Here is a 17,317-nt window from a genome sequence, read left to right as displayed (position 1 = left end):
TATGAGCGATTCCGACGCGGAGCGCGGACCGATGGCGGCGGCGGCGCGGACGGCCGTCCGACAGTGTCTCGAACTGCAGCCGGGCGAGTCGCTGGTCGTCGTCACCGACGAGAAGCGGGCGGTCATCGGCGAGGAGTGCTACCTCGCGGGCAGCGAGGTGACCGACGACGTGTCGCTGGTCACCTACCCCGTCGGAAGCCAGCACGGCGAGGAGCCGACCACGGGCGTGGCCACGGCGATGTCGGGCTGTGATGCCTTCCTCGCACCGACCTCGAAGAGTATCAGTCACACGAACGCGCGGACGGAGGCGTGCGATGCCGGCGCACGCGGGGCGACCCTCCCTGGCATCACCCGCGAGGTGTTCGAGACGGGGCTGGCTGCCGACTACGAGGCCATCGCCTCGGAGTGCGACCGGATGCTGGCGAAGGTGGCCGACGCCGACGAGGTCCGCGTGACGACGGACCTCGGGACGGACATCACGTTCCGTCCCGGGAGCCGCGAGTGGCTGGCCGACACGGGCGACATCGCCGAGGATGGTGCCTTCTCGAACCTCCCGGCGGGCGAGGTGTTCATCGCGCCCGAGACCGCCGACGGCCGGTTCGTCGTCGACGGGACGATGGACCCGCACGGCCTGCTCGAGGAGGGACAGACCCTCACCTTCGAGGTCGAGGACGGGCAGGTGACGGGCATCGACGACGAGGTGATGCGCGAGGAGTTCGAGCGCGCAGCCGAAACTGCCGGCGACGCGGCCTACAACCTCGCGGAGCTGGGCATCGGGACCAACACCGGCGTTACCGAACTCGTCGGGAGCGTCCTGCTCGACGAGAAGGCCGCCGGCACCGTCCACATCGCCATCGGCGACGACTCCGGAATCGGTGGCGAGACGGAGGCACCCATCCACCAGGACGGCATCATCCGCGACCCGACCGTCGAGGTGGACGGCGAGGTCATCGAGCTTCCAGACGGTGTCTGACCCGGTGGGTCGGGCTCACCACGGAGAACTATCAGTGCCCGCGTCGAAGCCGTGAGTATGACGGTCATGGTCGCGTACGATGGCTCCGACCTGTCCAGAGCCGCACTCCGTCGGGGGGTCGAACTGGGGGATGCACTCGACCAGCGGGTCGTCGCGGTCAGCGTCGTCCCCGACGATTCGCTGTACGCCAGGGAGCAGGGCTGGGTGGCGCGAGAGCCCGACTACGAGCCGAGCGAGTGGGCCGAGCAGTTCGCCACCGAGGCCGAGCAGCTCGCGCCGGACGTGGAGTTCCGGCTCGAGACGCTCGACGATGCACACCATCGTGATGTGGCAAAGCGCCTCCGTCGGACGGCGTACGACCTCGGTGCGAACGTGGTCGTCCTCGGGAGCGACAACGCCGGGCGCGTCGTCTCCCCGGTCAGCAGTGTCGGTGATACGGTCGTCTCGAGCGCGACCTACGACGTGTACATCGTCAGGAGTGTCGACTGACTACCCACCTGTGTCGGTCGTCGCAGCGAGTCGGTCCAGTGCCGCGACGACGGCCCGTGGGTCCGAGAGGTCGGCCGGGTCGAGCGTCCGGGGCGGCCGCCATCCCCGCCGCTCGATGCTGATGGCCGCGTCGGTGTGACGGACCCCCGTCACGTCGCCGGCGACGAGCAGGTAGCGGACCTGCGGGTTGCCGTACACCAGCGTCCGGTCACCGAGCCAGTACTGCGTCCGGTTGGCGCCCTGTGCGGCGAGCGCGATTCCGACACCGAGGGAACCGAGGAACGACCAGTCCCGGGTCCAGAGCATCACGCCGAGAACGACCGCCACGAACAGTCCCCCGGCAGTGTACCACGCGACCCGGCGTCGTTTCGCCGGGCGGGCCTGCCACGCGACCACCTCGGAACCGTCGAGGCGTGCCCTCGCCTCGGCATTTCTCGCCATCGCCCGTACCACCCAGCCCAGCGTCGCGACGGCCGCACCGCCGAGGAGCAGGGTTGCCGCCGCCCCTGCGCCTCGACCACTCACGACCACACCGACTCCGGTACTGGCGAGTACGAGGCCGCCCAGCGCCGGGAGCCACGACCGGCCGGCCGCGTAGAGCGGCCGGGGATGGAGCCACCGGGGAACTCCGACCCAGCCGAGCGCTGCCGCGGCGAGGACCGTCCCCCCGAGCCAGGTGCCCACGGCGCCGACGGCGACGAGGCCGGCAGTCGCCTCGTCAGCGACCAGCGCCGCCACCACGGTGGCAGCGGCACCAGTGGCGAGATAGAGCGCGAGGACCAGCCGGTAGGTGAGTCCGGCAGTATCGGTCGAGGGCACGGTCGGGGACGGGTAGCGTCGGCTGATAAGCCTTGTTGGCCGGCCGGTGTCCACGCGAGCGCCGCCGTGGACGGCAGGCGGCGACACGTGTGCTTTTGCCGGGTGCTGCCGTCGGACGACGTATGCAGACGGACACCGAACCCACCGCCGAAACCGACGGCGGGATTGAGCGAGGGCGACCGACGGTCGCGCTCGTGATGGCCGGCGGGACGGGAACCAGACTGTATCCGGCGAGTCGGCCGGGGCGCGAGAAGCAGTTCCTCGACTTCGGCACCAGCCGCTCGCTGCTCGCACGTACCGTCGAGCGCGCCGCCTTCGCCGACCGGACGTTCGTCCTCGCATCGCCGGCGACGGCCGAGCGAGCCCGCGAGGCGGTGGCCGACCTCGACAGCGAGGCGACTGTCCTCGTGGAACCGGCGGCGCGCGACACGGGCCCCGCGCTCGTCTACGCCGCCCACCGCGTTCGGGAGGCCGTCGGCGACTGCGTGCTGTGCTGTCTTCCCAGCGACCACCACGTCGGCGACGGGTTCGCCGCGACGATGGAGCGGGCGGCTGGCGTCGCCGTCGAGACGGGTGGGCTCGTCCTGCTCGGTATCGACCCCGACAGCGCCGCGACGGGCTACGGCTACCTGAAACCGGGCGAGGAACGGACGCACGACGGTGGCGGGGGAGATGGCGCCCACTACCACACCGTCGAGACGTTCTACGAGAAGCCCGATGCCGGCGCGGCCGCGCGCTACCGGCAGGCGGGCTATCTCTGGAACGCCGGCACGTTCGCGTGGACACCCGAGGCCTTGCTCGCTGCCGCGCGGGCCTCGCCACTCGCGCCGCTGGTCGAGGCGTGCGACGACGGTGTCCCCGAGGCCGGCTACGAGGGTATCGAGGACGTGAGCATCGACCACGCCGTGCTGGAGCGGCACGGCGGCGCCGGAGACGAGAGCGAGGAGACAGGGGGCGCTCACAGGGTGTTCGTCGTCCCCGCCGACTTCGACTGGGACGACCTCGGAACGTGGGACGCGCTGGACTCGTTGCTCGAACGGGACGCCGACGGGAACGTCGTCGCCGGGGAGGGCCGGTCGGTGGCCATCGACAGCGCGGGCTGCACGCTGGCGGCCGGACCGGAGGCACACGTCACGGTCGTCGATGTCGACGACCTCGTAGTCGCGACCTACGACGGTCGGACGCTCGTCGTGCCGGAACGGCGGGCCGACCGGGTACGGGCGGTCGTGGCCGCGCTCCGGGAGCGGGGGGAGTATCCCGAGTGAGAGCGCCCCGGCTGGCGGCGTCGGAAGCCACAATCAGAACGGCAGAGTGAGCGCCCCAGGGAACTGCCACAGCACGACCGTCCCGACCGCGGTGGCGACCAGAAGGGCGAGACCCCCCGAACGTACCACGGCATCTCCGAGGACCCCAGCAAGTAGCGCGGAATGCTGTGCATACCCGTTCTCCGAACGCCGAGGTGCCTGTCTCCGGCGGCGAAGTCACCGGCCGTAGCGGGCACCACTCCCGGGGCGCCGAACCGACCTGCCCGTGCAGGCCGCCGTGCCGGACCGTCTATCTCGACATACCGGTCGCATTAGAGATAAATTGAGGATATTTGATGTATATTACGGATACAATAGAATTGTATCCGCCCCTCTCAGATAATCTGCCGTTACAGGACCTCACCGAACGCGGCCTGGGGCCTGCGGCCGCTCGGCGCCGGCGCGTCCGACAGCCCTGCCCGGAACGCACCACCTAAATGCCACCACCTCGCACACTATCGCAATGAACGGCAACGAGTTCGGTCGGCTCTTCCGGTTCACGACGTTCGGCGAGAGCCACGGCGAGGCGATGGGCTGTACGGTGTCGGGGTGTCCGGCGGGCGTCCCCATCGACGAGGAGACGGTCCAGCGCGAGCTCGACCGGCGCAAGCCCGGGCAGTCGATGATAACGACATCGCGGGGCGAACCGGACGAGGTGTCCATCAAGTCCGGCGTGCAGGACGGCTACACCACGGGCACGCCCATCGGGATGGTCATCCAGAACAAGGACGCGCGCTCGGGCAAGTACGAGCCGTTCGTGACGGCGCCACGTCCCTCGCACGGCGACTACACCTACTCCGCGAAGTTCGGCACCCGGAACTGGGGCGGCGGCGGGCGCTCCTCGGCCCGGGAGACGGTGAACTGGGTGGCCGCGGGCGCGGTCGCGAAGGCCGTCCTCGCGGCAAGCGACCACGACGTGCAGATCAAGGCCCACGTCAACCAGATCGGCGACATCGAGGCGCCCGAGGTCAGCTTCGAGGAGATGCTCGAACACACCGAGGAGAACGAGGTCCGCTGTGCGGACCCGGAGACGGCCGAGGAGATGCGCGACGCCATCGACCGCTACCAGGAGGAGGGTGACTCCATCGGCGGCTCCATCTACTTCGAGGCCCGCGGCGTGCCTCGCGGCCTGGGTGCCCCGCGGTTCGACGCGTTCCCCGCGCGCCTCGGTCAGGCGATGATGGCGATTCCCGCGACCACGGCGTTCGAGTTCGGCCTCGGGCGCGAGGCCCGCTCGGTCCGGGGCATCGACCGCAACGAGGACTGGACCCGGATGGGTGAGGAGGATGCCCCCGACGCCGACACGGTCGTCGCGGAGGAGGGCGACCCCGTCCCCGTGGGCAACGACCACGGCGGCCTGCAGGGCGGTATCACGACGGGCGAGCCCATCTACGGCGAGGTGACCTGGCACGCCCCGACGAGTATCCCGAAGGAGCAGACCACCTACGACTGGGAGACCGAGGAGCACAAGCAGGTGCAGGTGGTCGGCCGCCACGACCCGTCGCTCCCGCCGCGCGCGGTGCCCGTCGTCGAGGCGATGCTCCACTGCACCGTGCTCGACTACATGCTGCTCGGCGGCCGCATCACCCCCGACCGCGTCGACAACAGCCCCGGCGAGTACGAGACCGACTACCACCCGTCGTCACCGCAGAACGACCCCGACGACGCCGACACCGCGGCGACGCCCGTCGACCGCGACGACGACTGAGGCGTTACTCCGTCGGTCCCTCGGTCGGGACCGGAATCCGGTGGCCGCCCCGTCGGCCGTCCTCCCGGTCGTCCTCACGTCCGACTCCTCGGCCGACCCGGGGTTGCTCTCGACGGTGACGCGGAAGTCGCCGTCGCCGAACCGGAAGCGCCGGCCGCCGGTCCGGAACTCGGTGTGTCGGAGCGCCGTGCACGACACATCGTCGTACGTCCGGAGCCGGACCTGTTCTACACCCCCGGCGTGCTACCCGTCGACGCCGCCTTCGGCGGACTCCCCGGATGCCCCGTGGGCCTGCCACTCCGAGCGCAACAGCCCGTAGATGTCGATATCGTGGTAGTTGCCCTCCCGGTAGTACGCCTCCCGCCGGCGGCCCTCGCGGGTGAAACCGACCTTCCCGACCACCCGGCGGCTGGGGTCGTTGTCGGCCCGGAGGCGGGCGAGGACGGAGTGGGCGTTCAGGTCCCGGAACGCGTACCCGACGAGCGTCCGGACGGCGTCGGTCGCGTACCCCTTGCCCTGCCCCGCGGGCAGGACGTAGTAGTCGACCTCCGCGACGCGTGCACGGTCGTCGGTGAGCGTCACGCCGGCCCATCCCACCGGCTCGCCCTCCGCCCGGATAGCACAGAGGGCACCACCGCGGTCGTCGGACCGCCGCTCCCGGATGCGCTCGCGAGCCTCGCCGCTCGTCAGGCCGGACTCGTACGCACCAGTCACGCGCATCGCGGGGTGATTGCGCGACGCCCGGTAGACGGCGACGTGGTCGTCATCGTCCGGGTCGAGCGGTTCCAGGTCGACCGTGTCGCCCGTGAGGAAGGGCATGGTCGCCGCTAGAGGGGCCAGGCCATAACTCTGGCCGGCGGGGTGTCGTAGGGGCCGTAGAGGTGGGTACTGGGGGCAGAGAGCATGGGGGATGTCAGAGCGTCAGGGCATCGGAGCGTCGGGGCGCCGTCGGAATCCCCGTTCCACGCGGACATCCACCGACAGATATGTTGCTCTCGGTAACCGTTGGGGATTATTTATCCGTGAGTGGGCGCTACCTATCCGTGAACGCGCAGGTATCGCCGTCGAGTTCCGAACACGCATGCTGGACCCCCATCCGCTGGACAGCCACCCGACGGAGGAGGCCGATACCCCCTCGGTCGTCCTGGTGGTCGATCCGAACGACCCGACCACGAGCCGGACCGTATCAGCGCTCGAGGAGGCCGACATCCCCACGGTGGAGACCGTCGACACCGCCCGTGCCGCCAGGGAGCACCTCGAACGCCAGCCGGTCGAGTGCATCGTCAGCGAGGCGACGCTCCCGGACGGGACCGGGCTCGGCCTCTACGAGTCGCTCCAGGAGGACCGGCCAGACCTCCCCTTCGTCGTCCACACGGCCGACGGGAGCGAGGCCGTGGCCAGCGATGCACTCTCTGCGGGCGTGACCGAGTACATCTCCAAGGAGCGCGACGGGTCGCTCCAGCAGCTCGTGGACACGGTCGAGAGGGTCCTGCAGCGACGCAACGCGACGCAGGCACTCACCACCGCCGAGGCCGACGAGTTCCGGGCCCTCGTCGACGGCATAAGGGACCACGCGATATTCCTGCTCGACCCGGAAGGGTACGTGACATCCTGGAACCGGGGAGCCCACAACCTGAACGGCTACCGCCGGGAGGAGATCCTCGGCGCCCACGTCTCCACGTTCTACCCCGAGGCGGCCACCGAGCGCAACAGACCCACGAACCTGCTCGCGGAGGCCCGGACCCACGGGCGCGTCACGGACGAGGGCTGGCAGGTCAGGAAGGACGGGTCGCAGTTCTGGGCGAGCGTCGTCATCAGGGCACTCCGTGACGACGACGGGGCGGTTCGGGGCTTCGCGAAGTTCACCCGTGACCTCACCGAACAGCGCGAGCGCGAGCGACAGCTCCGCGAACAACACCACCTGACCGAGCGCATCCTCGACGCGGTGCCCGTCGCCGTGGCGGTTCACTCACCCGAGGGGGACCGCCTCCGGGCGAACGACCGTGCGACGGAGCTCCTCGACACGCTCGGTATCGACGGCCGCGACGATACCGGAGGCGCGACGGCCGCCATCCGCGACGCGGCTGGGGAGCCGCTCGACCCCGGGGAGTTCCCGACGGAGCGTGTCATCGCCACGGGCGAACCGGTCATGGACCGTGAACTCGCCGTCGAGCGTCCCGATGGTTCCCGGGAGTGGCTCTCGGTCAGCTCGGTACCGATGGCCGACCGGCGGGACCAGGTGGAGCGGATCATCACAGCTGGACGCGATATCACGACGCTCAAACGGCGCGAACGGGAGCTCGAGGAGACCCGGGTGGAACTCGAGGAGACCATCGCGCAACTCGAGGCGGCGAACCAGGAGCTCGAACGGACCGGGAACCGGTTCGAGGCACTGACGAAGAACTCCTCGGTGGCCGTCATCACCATCGACGCCGACAGCACGGTCCGCTTCGCGAACGACACCGTCGAGGAGATCTTCGGTTACGAGCCGGAGACGCTGGTCGGGACCTCGCTGACGCGAATCATCCCCGACCGGCTCGCCCCGGACCACCTCCAGGCACTCGACCGGTACCAGACGGACGGAACTCGGCACCTCGACTGGGACTGGATCGAGGTCCCCGGTGAACACCGTGATGGCCACGAGGTGCAGCTTGGCCTCTCCTTCGGCGAGACCAGGGTCGACGGAGACCACCTCTTCACGGCGGTCATCCGCGACATCACCGAGCAGAAGGAACGACAGCAGGAACTCGAGGAGCGTCGTGAAGAGCTGAGTGAACTCGTCGAGGAACTCGAGCGGTCGAACGCGGAGCTCGAACAGTTCGCCTACGCCGTCTCCCACGACATGAAGGAGCCCCTGCGGATGATATCGAGCTACCTGAACCTGCTCGAGCGGCGATACGGCGGGGAACTGGACGAGGATGCCGACGAGTTCATCCAGTTCGCCGTCGACGGCGCCGACCGGATGCAGCGGATGATCGACGAGATCCTCGAGTTCTCGCGGGTCGACCTCGACGAGTCGGCCCACGAGCCGGTCGACTGCACCGCGGTGCTGGCGGAGGTACGGGAGATGCTCGCCATCGAGGAAGCGGACGCCGAGGTGACCGTCGAGGCGCTCCCGACGGTCCGGGCGAACCGGACGCAACTGACCAAACTGTTCCAGAACCTCCTGAGCAACGCTGTCGCACACAGCGAGGGGCACGTCACGGTGGACATCGGGGTGGAACAGGCAGGCGGGAGGTGGCGCTTCGCAGTGGCCGACACCGGACCGGGAATCCCGCAACAGCGACAGGAACACATCTTCGACCTGTTCACGTCGGTCGGCGCCAGTGGCGGGTCAGGTGTCGGCCTCGCGCTCTGCCGGAAGATCGTCCAGCACCACGGCGGCGAGATAACCGTCGACTCCACCCTGGGCGAGGGTACCACGTTCACCTTCACGCTCCCGGACGCCGGGGAACACGACACCGCTCCGGACAGTGGCTACCGGGAGCACGGCGACACGCCGACCGACGGTACGTGACCAGAACCGGTGTCTAGTACTCCCGTTCGACCAGATAATCGGCGATGACGGCCAGCAGGGCCTTCGGCTCGCCCTCGGGGAGGGGTGCGAGGTTCGCCTTCCCGGAGGCGACGAGGTCCTGTGCGGTCTCGCGGGCGTACTGGATGGAGCCGGCGGCCTCCAGCGTCGCGACGGCCTCGTCGACCTGGGCCTCGGTCACCTCGTCCTCGTCGTCCGGGAGGAGGTTCTCCACGTCGACACCCTGCTCGCGTGCGTGGAGGGTGACGAGTGTGCGCTTGCCCTCGACGAGGTCCGAGCCGCGCTGCTTGCCCAGCTGCTCGGATGGCGTGGTCAGGTCGAGCAGGTCGTCCTGGATCTGGAACGCGCGGCCGACGTCGAGTCCGTAGCCAGCAAGCGACTCGACCGTCTCCTCATCGGCTCCGAGCAGGACCGCCGGAATCGCGGCCGCTGCGGCGTACAGCACGGCGGTCTTCAGCTCGACCATCTCCAGGTACTCGTCCGTGTCCACGTCCTCGCGGCCCTCGAACTCCACGTCGAACGCCTGCCCCTCGCAGATCTCCGTGCAGGTCGTGGCGAGCCGGTCGAGCGCCTCCACGGAGCGCTCGGGTGGCGCGCCGGTCCGGAGCATGTACTCGAACGCCTTCGAGTAGAGCGTGTCGCCGGCGAGGATAGCCGTCTCGAGGTCGAACTCCCGGTGAACGGCGGGCACCCCGCGCCGGAGGTCGTCGTCGTCCATGATATCGTCGTGGATGAGCGTGAACGACTGGATGACCTCGATGGAGACGGCGGCGCTCATCACGTCCACGGGCTCGCCCCCCACGTCCGGGAAGGCCTCGTAGTCCTCGGCCATCGGCTCGGTACCGGTGACGGCCTCGGCGACGAGAAGCAGCATCGTGGGTCGGAGCCGCTTCCCGCCGGCGTCGAGGAGATAGCGCGACGCCTCGTAGAGCCGTTCGGGCTCCGTCACGGGGAGTCGCTCGACGATGGCGTCGTTGACCAGCTCGCGGCGGTCGCGGATGGCCCGGTCCACATCCACGTCGCCGCCGCCTGCGTCCGGGTCGGTCATGGTGGTCGCTCAGCGCCGACACCCAAAAGCCCCGCGGGTCACGACGCTATCGTGGCGCCGTGACCGAACCGGCGGCGGCCGCAGGGCTGGAACGGGCCACGGGAGCGCGGGAAACCGGGCTGGGCAAGGGGTTACAGTGGGCCGGGAGCGAACGCGTACACGACGACGAAGAACACGAGCAGACCGAGCCCCGCGAGCAGCGGGGCGAACGGGACGGCAGCGCCGGCAGCCGCGCCGGCGACGAGGGTCCCGACGTACGCCAGTGTGGCGACGAAGACCGCACCGAGGGCGAGTTTGATGGCTGGCCCGATGGCGCCCGGGCGCGCCGGCCCGGTCGCGCCGCGGCGTGAGCGGGGGGGTGTGCTCATGCATACCACAACGAACCTCAGGCATAAAAAGTACGGGGCGATTAACGGGTCCAGAACGACGGCTAGACGCACAGCTAGGTGGTAGAGCGTCGGACCACGGGGGTCCGAAGAACGGTCGCGTGGCGCGGAGGGAGTCCCGGGCCGCGTTACACAGATTTGAGGAGAAAGCCCACGACTTCAGTCGTGGGGTGAATCCGACCACACACGACACCATCTCCCCTCGATAGCCGACCGAGGGTTGATGAAAGTACAACACCTAATGTAGATGGGCGTTTATCTAACGGTATGCCACGGGGGTATAGTCGAGAGCGAACGTCGGTTCACAACCTCCACTACCACTTCGTGTGGTGCCCGAAATACCGCAAGCCGGTGCTGACCGACGAGGTTGCCGACCGCCTCGAACAACTCATCCGGGAGAAGGCCGACGAGCTCGACCTCGACATCCTCCGACTGGCAATCCAGCCCGACCACGTACACCTGTTCATCACGGGCAGTCCGAAACTCGCCCCGAACAAGATCATCCAGCAGGTCAAGGGTTACACCTCGCGAAACCTCCGTGAGGAGTTCGATTTCGGCCTCCCCTCGCTGTGGACGCGCTCGTACTTCGTCTCCAGCGCGGGCGAGGTGTCGAGTCAGACCATCGAGGAGTACATCGAATCACAGACCGGGCGATAACGATGCGTCGAGAAGTCACTACCACGGTCCGGGTCAAACTCCACTCGCTCACCGAGCGGAAAGCCCGACTCATCGAACGCGAGTACGGGGCGTTCCAGGACGCCGTTCACGGTGACGACGACGCGAACCTCTACTCCGCCACCAAGCAACAGGCGGGGAACGTCCGGTCGAACAAGAACGCACGAGCGGACACCGAACAGCCCGTCATCCTCCGCAACGACTGCATCACCATCGAACACGACGAGGACACCGTTCTCTCGTCGTGGTGGTTCAAACTCCCCGTCTACAACCCCGAGAAAGAACGCGGGGATAGCATCTGGGTTCCTGTCAGCGTCCCCGAGAAGGACACGCACCTGTTCACCGACGAGTCCATATGTGACTCGGAACTCGTCCGTCGAGACGGCGAGTGGTACGTCCACCTCGTCTGCAAACGGTCTGTGGCCGTCGCAGACGAGTACGACGACGTTCTCGCCGTCGATATGGGTGCAAAGTGGATCGCCGTCAGCACGTTCCTCTCCGACCGTGACACGCAGTTCCACGGCGCAGAAGTCCGTCGCGTCCGTGAGCACTACAAGCAACTCCGCAAGTCCATCGGGAAGGCGAAGATGCGTTCTGGAGCGCAGGTCATCGAACGCCTCGGGGACAAGGAATCCAGAACGGTCGAACACGAACTGCACCAAGTGGCGAACGAACTCGTCGCTCGCGCTCGGGAACGCAACGCCATCATCGTGTTCGGTGATATGACCGGGTTGCGCTTCGACAACGACAAGGGACGGTACGTGAACGACAAGACCCACAAGATGCCGTATGCGAAGATGACGAACATCCTCACGTACAAAGCCCACCTCGACGGGCGAGAGTGCGTTCCGGTGCCAGAGTACGACACGTCCGTGACGTGCTGGCGGTGTGGGTCGCAGAACACGAGTCGTGAGGTGCAGGGTCGGGTCGAGTGTCAGGACTGTGGAGTGGACGACAACGCGGACAAGAATGGAGCGTCAAACATCGGCCAACGAGCCGTGGGTAAGGACATACAGAGCCCGCTATCCTCGGCGGGGGCTGTTGTGGCTCAGCCCGAAACGCAGGTCGTACTCGAAGGAACTAACGGTGAGATGGAACCTGCGAACTCCCCAAGCGACGTGGGCCTAACCCTCAGTGAGGGAAGCCCACGACGTTAGTCGTGGGAGAAGTCACTCGGTCAGCTGGATGGTGTTGCCGTTGGACGTGACGTGGAGGTCACGACCCAGCTTGTAGCCCTCGGACTTGCACAGGTCCGCGTACGGCGCGAAGCCCTTCATGTTCTGGTGGGCCGGGATGACGTTCTGGGGCTGGAGCGCGTCCAGCATCGCGTAGTGGCCCTCCTGGTTCAGGTGCCCAGAGACGTGGATATCGTCGTAGATGCGGGCGCCCTGCATCCGGAGAAGCTGCTCGGACTGGTAGCGCTGGCCCTCGTTGGTCGGCTCCGGGATGACCCGGGCCGAGAAGATGACCTTGTCGCCCTGGTCCAGTTCGTAGGGCGTCTCGCCGCGGCCCATCCGGGTGAGCATCGCGCGGGGCTCGCCCTGGTGACCCGTGACGACGGGGAGGTACTTCTCCTTCCCCTCGTTCATGATCCGCTTGAACGTGCGGTCCACGGACTTGCGGTGGCCGTACATCCCGACGTCGTCGAGGAAGTCGACGAAGCCGAGACGCTCGGCGGTGCCGGAGTACTTCTCCATCGACCGGCCCAGCAGGACCGGCTGGCGCCCGATGTCGCGGGCGAACTCGACGAGGCTCTTGACACGCGCGACGTGCGAGGAGAACGTGGTGGCGACGATGCCGCCGTCGTAGTCCTCGATGGAGGTCATCACGTCCTTCAGGTGGCGCCGGGCGACGGACTCGGAGGGCGTGCGGCCCTTCTTGCCCGCGTTGGTGCAGTCCTCGATGTACGCGAGGACGCCCTCGCCCTCGCGGCCGATCTCGCGGAACCGCTCCATGTCGATGGGGTCGCCGATGACCGGCGTGTGGTCCATCCGCTTGTCCAGCCCGTAGACCACGGCGCCCTCGGGCGTGTGGACGACGGGGTTGATGGCGTCGATGATGGAGTGGGTCACGTTGACGAACTCCAGGTCGACGTTGCCCGAATCGCCGATGGACATCGTCTCCCCGGCGTCCATCTTGATGAGGTCGTTCTTGACGCCGAACTTCTCCTCGCTCTGTATCTGCTGTTTGACCAGCTCGATGGTGAACGGCGTCGCCACGATGGGCGCGTCGTACCGGTGGGCGAGCTTGGAGATAGCGCCGATGTGGTCGAGGTGGCCGTGCGTGGGCACGATGGCCTGCACGTCGCCCTCGATGTCGCTCATGACCCGGTCGTCCGGGATAGCCCCCATATCGATGAGGTCCAGGCTGTGCATCCGCTCGGTCTCGACGTTGTCGTGGATGAGAACCTTCGACAGGTTCAGCCCCATGTCGAAGACGACGACGTCGTCGCCGGCCCGCACGGCAGTCATCTGCCGGCCGACCTCCTCGTAGCCGCCGATTGTCGCGATTTCGATTTCCATTGTTCTATGCCGAGTGGCCGCCCCGGACGACGGGGGGACCGGCGAGAGCGCTTGGCTGCGCGGCCGACGACGGGCGGACGTCCCGCGACCGCAGGGCCCGAACGCGGACCCGGAGGCCGGTCCAGCGGCTCCAAGCGGAGCCGTGGCCGGGGCGTGCCGACCGTCGGCGGGTCGTCGGGCGGGCCCCGGTCGGCCCCGGCTGGAGCCATCCCGGACCGTCCCGACGACGCTGCCGGTCGCCCCCCGTACGCGTTCCCGGGGCGACCGATGCTCGGTTGCCTGCAACTCTGCAGCGCAGGCGTATAAGTTCGGGGGTTCGACTGGTGAAGCAACGAACCGGTGACGCAACGAACCAGGGTCGGACGGCCGCTCCTCGCTCGTGCCGACACGCTTAGGCGATTCGCCGCCCCCCTCCGAGGTATGTCAGCCGACCTCGCCGAGAAGACCGACCGCTACGAGCGACTGCTGGCCGAGGCCCTCGACGCCGCCGAGGCCGTCCCGCCGGCCGGGACGCCGCTCGCCGACGCCGCCGCGGAGTACGAGGAGATGGCCCGCTCGTATCTCGAGGACGGGCGCCACTTCCGTGAGGGCGACGACCCCGTGAACGCGCTGGCGGCGTTCTCCTACGGCCACGCGTGGCTCGACGCGGGCGCCCGCATCGGGCTGTTCGACGTGCCCGACGAGGGGCACCTGTTCACGGTCTGACTCCCGGACCACCGGGTAGCGTGAGGGCGGGCCCGACCGTCGCGTGGGTCGGCAACCGGGTACGAAATTGGGTAAGAGTGTGGGGCGAGGGGGGCTGAAAGTCGGAATATCGCTTTACAGTGGCTCCGTGACGTACAGGTGTATGCATCGACGGATATCCGTGCTGCTGATCGCCGCTGCACTCGTCCTCTCCGGGATGACGATGGGTGTCGGGGCAGTCGGCGCGACATCGACCGACGCGGGGTCGGACGACACATCGGCGGTATCGACAGCGGCGACCGATTCGGCGGCGCTCTCGCACGTCGCGAGCGCGACGCTCGACAACCAGACCAGTGGCGGCACCACCGTCACGGTCCAGCAGGTCTACGTTCCCGACGGCGGGTTCGTGACCATCCACGACGCCTCGGTCAACGAGGGCGGCGCGAAGGTCCTCTCCAGCGTCCGCGGGAGTTCGAAGTACCTCTCGCCGGGCAACCACACGAACGTCACCGTTCGGCTGGACGACCCCATCGAGAACACCACCACGCTCGTCGCGATGCCCCACAAGGACACCGACGGCGACCGTGTCTACGAGTTCGTCTCGGGGAACGCCGAGGTCGACGGCCCGTACACGGCCGACGGTGAGATCGTCGTCGACGTGGGGACGGTCACCGCCTCCGCGACGGTCTCGATCTCCGACCAGCCGACCGACGGCGCACACGTGTTCGTCGACCGGACCGAGATGGCCAACGGCGGCTTCCTCGCCATCCACGACTCGTCGCTCCAGGATGGGGCGACCTTCGAGAGCGTCCGCGGCGTGAGCCCGAAGCTGGGCGCCGGCGTCCACGAGGACGTCCGCGTCACGCTCGACGAGCCGCTGGAGAACGACGACACGGTCATCCCGATGCCGCACCGTGACACGGACGACGACGGGTCGTACGACTTCGTCACGAGCAACGGCGAGGACGACGGTCCCTACACGGACACGGACGGGAACATCGTCCTCGACTCCGGGCAGGCCGAACTGACCGACACCGCGAACGTCACGATGGCCGACGAGGTCAGTGGCGGGAACCTCGTGACGGTCGATGCGGTCTTCCTCCCCGAGGGCGGCTTCGTCACCGCGCACGACGCGAACGTCTCGGACGACGCGTTCGGTAGCGTCCGGGGTACCTCGCACTACCTGGGTCCGGGCTACCACGAGAACGTCCACATCGTGCTGGACGAGCCGTTCACGGACGACAACGCGACCGTCGTCCCGATGGCCCACAAGGACACGAACGACAACGAGCGCTACGACTTCCTCCGTAGCGACGGGAACAACGACGGCCCGTACACGGACGACAACGGCGCGGTCATCGACCAGGCGACGCTGGACATCGCGGCCAACTTCCACGCGCCGGACCAGCCCTCCGACGGCACGACGGTCGTCGTCGAGCACGTCGACCTCTCCGAGGACGGCTACGTCACCATCCACGACGCCTCGCTCAACGCGGGCGCCGTGACCGGCAGCGTCCGGGGCTCCTCGGAGTTCCTCGAGGCCGGCTACTACGACAACGTCACCATCACGCTCGACGACCCGCTCCGCCAGTCCACCACGGTCATCCCGATGGCCCACCGCGAGACCGACGGTGACGAGTCGTACGACTTCGTCACCAGCGGCGGGAACGACGACGGCCCCGTGACGACCAACGAGGGCAACCTCGTCATCGACACGGCGAAGGCGACCGTCAACGCGCAGGTCACCTTCGAGACACAGACCACCTCGAACGCGAACGTCACGGTGCAGTCCGCGACGCTCCACGACGGCGGCTTCGTCACCATCCACGACGCGAGCCTCCTCGAGGGCGCAGTCTTCGACAGCGTCCGGGGTACCTCCGAGTACCTCGGGCCCGGCACGCACGAGAACGTGAGCGTCTCCCTCGACAGTCTCGAGGAGTCGACCACGCTCATCGCGATGCCGCACTACGACACGAACGACAACCAGCAGTACGACTTCGTCACCAGTGAGGGCGCCGCCGACGGCCCCTACGTGGCGAAGGATATCGTCGTGGCGCCCGCCATGGTCAACGTCTCCGACATGGGGATGGACGGCGGCACCGCGACGGTCACGCTGAACAACCAGACCGCGAACGGGCAGGCCGACTCCGTGAACGTGGCGAGCGCGACCCTCTCGCAGGGTGGCTTCGTGACGATCCACGACGGGGCCCTGCTCGACGGCGCCGCGCTCGAGTCCGTGCGGGGGACCTCCAGCTACCTGGAGGCCGGCTCGCACGAGAACATCAGCGTCACCCTGGACGAGCCGTACTCGGAGTCGGGCAGCATCATCGCGATGCCGCACACGGACACCGACGACGACGAGACGTACGACTTCGTCACGTCCGAGGGTGAGGCCGACGGCCCCTACACGACGAGTGGCGGGGACATCGTCCTCGACCCGGCCAGCCTGACGGTGCGCTCGGCCTCGGTCACCTTCGAGGCCCAGGAGACAGCGGGCGACTCGCTGACTGTCGCCTCCGTCTCGATGTCGCAGGGCGGCTTCGTGACAATCCACGACGCGAGTCTCCTCGAGGGCGCCACCTTCGACAGCGTCCGGGGCAGCTCGGACTACCTCGAGGCCGGCACGAGCGAGGATGTCGAGGTCTCGCTGGACGACCCCGTCGAGGAGTCGGGGACGTTCGTCGCGATGCCGCACCGCGACACCAACGGCAACGAGGCGTACGACTTCGTCTCCAGTGAGGGCGGCGCCGACGCGCCCTACGTGACTGCCGGGGGCGACATCGTCCTCGCGGACGCGCAGGTCACGCTGGCCGACGGCGCGACGGCGACCGACACTGGGATGGGTAGCGACGGCGGGAGCGACTCCACGCCCGACTCCACCGAGTCCGGTGGTCAGCCCGGCTTCGGCGCGGTCGTCGCAGTCCTCGCACTGCTGGGCGCGGCACTGCTCGCCCGACGCGACTGAGCTACCGGTTCCCTCCGGTAGATTCAAGTACCGATTTCCGACATTGTTTTATACTACTACTGCTCGGAGCGGATGTACCGTCTAGAGAGGGAATGGACGAATTCGGGCGTTACGAGCCGCCACAATCGTGTTAACGACCCACACGACAGCGAAAGTTTTAAGTAGTTTTCGACCTTACTGTGGGTAAGGAGTCGTCCCGCCGGTATTCT

14 protein-coding genes are annotated in these 17,317 nt (G+C 68.1%); 9 read left to right on the top strand and 5 right to left on the bottom strand.

Annotated features, from left to right (window positions below):
• The first annotated feature begins 1 nt into the window (after position 1).
• Positions 2-973, top strand: coding sequence for an aminopeptidase (locus NL115_RS16305; protein ID WP_254830386.1), 972 nt, complete (start codon positions 2-4; stop codon positions 971-973).
• Positions 974-1,030: 57 nt separating this feature from the next.
• Positions 1,031-1,462, top strand: coding sequence for a universal stress protein (locus NL115_RS16300; protein WP_254830385.1), 432 nt, complete (start codon positions 1,031-1,033; stop codon positions 1,460-1,462).
• Here NL115_RS16300 and NL115_RS16295 read toward each other — a convergent pair whose 3' ends face one another.
• Entirely contained in the window at positions 1,463-2,281 is an 819-nt protein-coding gene (locus tag NL115_RS16295; protein WP_254830384.1) for a hypothetical protein, read from the bottom strand.
• 122 nt (positions 2,282-2,403) lie between these two features.
• Here NL115_RS16295 and NL115_RS16290 point away from each other — a divergent pair, with 122 nt between their 5' ends.
• Positions 2,404-3,546, top strand: coding sequence for a mannose-1-phosphate guanylyltransferase (locus tag NL115_RS16290; protein WP_254830383.1), 1,143 nt, complete (start codon positions 2,404-2,406; stop codon positions 3,544-3,546).
• 502 nt (positions 3,547-4,048) lie between these two features.
• On the top strand, positions 4,049-5,293 hold the full coding sequence (gene aroC / locus NL115_RS16285) for a chorismate synthase (RefSeq protein WP_254830382.1): 1,245 nt from the start codon (positions 4,049-4,051) through the stop codon (positions 5,291-5,293).
• Between the two features lie 243 nt (positions 5,294-5,536).
• Here the strand turns inward: aroC and NL115_RS16280 are convergent, their stop codons facing one another.
• Complete coding sequence (locus NL115_RS16280; protein WP_254830381.1) at positions 5,537-6,112, bottom strand: GNAT family N-acetyltransferase; 576 nt, start codon at positions 6,110-6,112, stop codon at positions 5,537-5,539.
• Positions 6,113-6,374: 262 nt separating this feature from the next.
• Between NL115_RS16280 and NL115_RS16275 the strand changes: the two genes are divergently transcribed.
• Positions 6,375-8,810 (top strand): PAS domain S-box protein, encoded by a 2,436-nt coding sequence (locus NL115_RS16275; RefSeq protein WP_254830380.1) that lies wholly within the window; start codon positions 6,375-6,377, stop codon positions 8,808-8,810.
• Between the two features lie 13 nt (positions 8,811-8,823).
• Here the strand turns inward: NL115_RS16275 and idsA3 are convergent, their stop codons facing one another.
• Both idsA3 and NL115_RS16265 read right to left on the bottom strand, forming a co-directional pair.
• Positions 8,824-9,876, bottom strand: a complete 1,053-nt coding sequence (gene idsA3 / locus NL115_RS16270) for a geranylfarnesyl diphosphate synthase (RefSeq protein ID WP_254830379.1) — start codon at positions 9,874-9,876, stop codon at positions 8,824-8,826.
• A gap of 131 nt (positions 9,877-10,007) precedes the next feature.
• On the bottom strand, positions 10,008-10,244 hold the full coding sequence (locus NL115_RS16265) for a hypothetical protein (protein WP_254830378.1): 237 nt from the start codon (positions 10,242-10,244) through the stop codon (positions 10,008-10,010).
• Between the two features lie 285 nt (positions 10,245-10,529).
• Here NL115_RS16265 and tnpA point away from each other — a divergent pair, with 285 nt between their 5' ends.
• Both tnpA and NL115_RS16255 read left to right on the top strand, forming a co-directional pair.
• Entirely contained in the window at positions 10,530-10,919 is a 390-nt protein-coding gene (gene tnpA, locus NL115_RS16260; RefSeq protein WP_254830377.1) for an IS200/IS605 family transposase, read from the top strand.
• Positions 10,920-10,921: 2 nt separating this feature from the next.
• A complete protein-coding gene (locus NL115_RS16255; RefSeq protein WP_350355324.1) occupies positions 10,922-12,094 on the top strand; it encodes an RNA-guided endonuclease InsQ/TnpB family protein in 1,173 nt (390 codons plus the stop codon).
• Between the two features lie 12 nt (positions 12,095-12,106).
• Here the strand turns inward: NL115_RS16255 and NL115_RS16250 are convergent, their stop codons facing one another.
• Positions 12,107-13,459: a ribonuclease J gene (locus tag NL115_RS16250; protein ID WP_254830375.1), complete on the bottom strand. Its 1,353-nt coding sequence runs from the start codon at positions 13,457-13,459 to the stop codon at positions 12,107-12,109.
• Positions 13,460-13,879: 420 nt separating this feature from the next.
• Here NL115_RS16250 and NL115_RS16245 point away from each other — a divergent pair, with 420 nt between their 5' ends.
• Positions 13,880-14,164, top strand: a complete 285-nt coding sequence (locus NL115_RS16245; protein WP_254830374.1) for a DUF357 domain-containing protein — start codon at positions 13,880-13,882, stop codon at positions 14,162-14,164.
• Between the two features lie 142 nt (positions 14,165-14,306).
• Complete coding sequence (locus NL115_RS16240) at positions 14,307-17,108, top strand: DUF7282 domain-containing protein (protein WP_254830373.1); 2,802 nt, start codon at positions 14,307-14,309, stop codon at positions 17,106-17,108.
• Positions 17,109-17,317 lie beyond the last annotated feature (209 nt).

This window comes from Haloglomus salinum (genome assembly GCF_024298825.1).
Taxonomy (GTDB): domain Archaea; phylum Halobacteriota; class Halobacteria; order Halobacteriales; family Haloarculaceae; genus Haloglomus; species Haloglomus salinum.
This window is presented reverse-complemented; position numbering and strand designations above follow the sequence as displayed.

Bases quoted from the DNA above. Each gene is read 5' to 3' on its own strand.
- NL115_RS16305 (WP_254830386.1), top strand. From the start codon at position 2: ATGAGCGATTCCGACGCGGAGCGCGGACCGATGGCGGCGGCGGCGCGG.
- NL115_RS16300 (WP_254830385.1), top strand. From the start codon at position 1,031: ATGACGGTCATGGTCGCGTACGATGGCTCCGACCTGTCCAGAGCCGCA.
- NL115_RS16290 (WP_254830383.1), top strand. From the start codon at position 2,404: ATGCAGACGGACACCGAACCCACCGCCGAAACCGACGGCGGGATTGAG.
- aroC (WP_254830382.1), top strand. From the start codon at position 4,049: ATGAACGGCAACGAGTTCGGTCGGCTCTTCCGGTTCACGACGTTCGGC.
- NL115_RS16280 (WP_254830381.1), bottom strand. From the start codon at position 6,112: ATGCCCTTCCTCACGGGCGACACGGTCGACCTGGAACCGCTCGACCCG.
- NL115_RS16275 (WP_254830380.1), top strand. From the start codon at position 6,375: ATGCTGGACCCCCATCCGCTGGACAGCCACCCGACGGAGGAGGCCGAT.
- idsA3 (WP_254830379.1), bottom strand. From the start codon at position 9,876: ATGACCGACCCGGACGCAGGCGGCGGCGACGTGGATGTGGACCGGGCC.
- NL115_RS16265 (WP_254830378.1), bottom strand. From the start codon at position 10,244: ATGAGCACACCCCCCCGCTCACGCCGCGGCGCGACCGGGCCGGCGCGC.
- tnpA (WP_254830377.1), top strand. From the start codon at position 10,530: ATGCCACGGGGGTATAGTCGAGAGCGAACGTCGGTTCACAACCTCCAC.
- NL115_RS16255 (WP_350355324.1), top strand. From the start codon at position 10,922: ATGCGTCGAGAAGTCACTACCACGGTCCGGGTCAAACTCCACTCGCTC.
- NL115_RS16250 (WP_254830375.1), bottom strand. From the start codon at position 13,459: ATGGAAATCGAAATCGCGACAATCGGCGGCTACGAGGAGGTCGGCCGG.
- NL115_RS16245 (WP_254830374.1), top strand. From the start codon at position 13,880: ATGTCAGCCGACCTCGCCGAGAAGACCGACCGCTACGAGCGACTGCTG.
- NL115_RS16240 (WP_254830373.1), top strand. From the start codon at position 14,307: ATGCATCGACGGATATCCGTGCTGCTGATCGCCGCTGCACTCGTCCTC.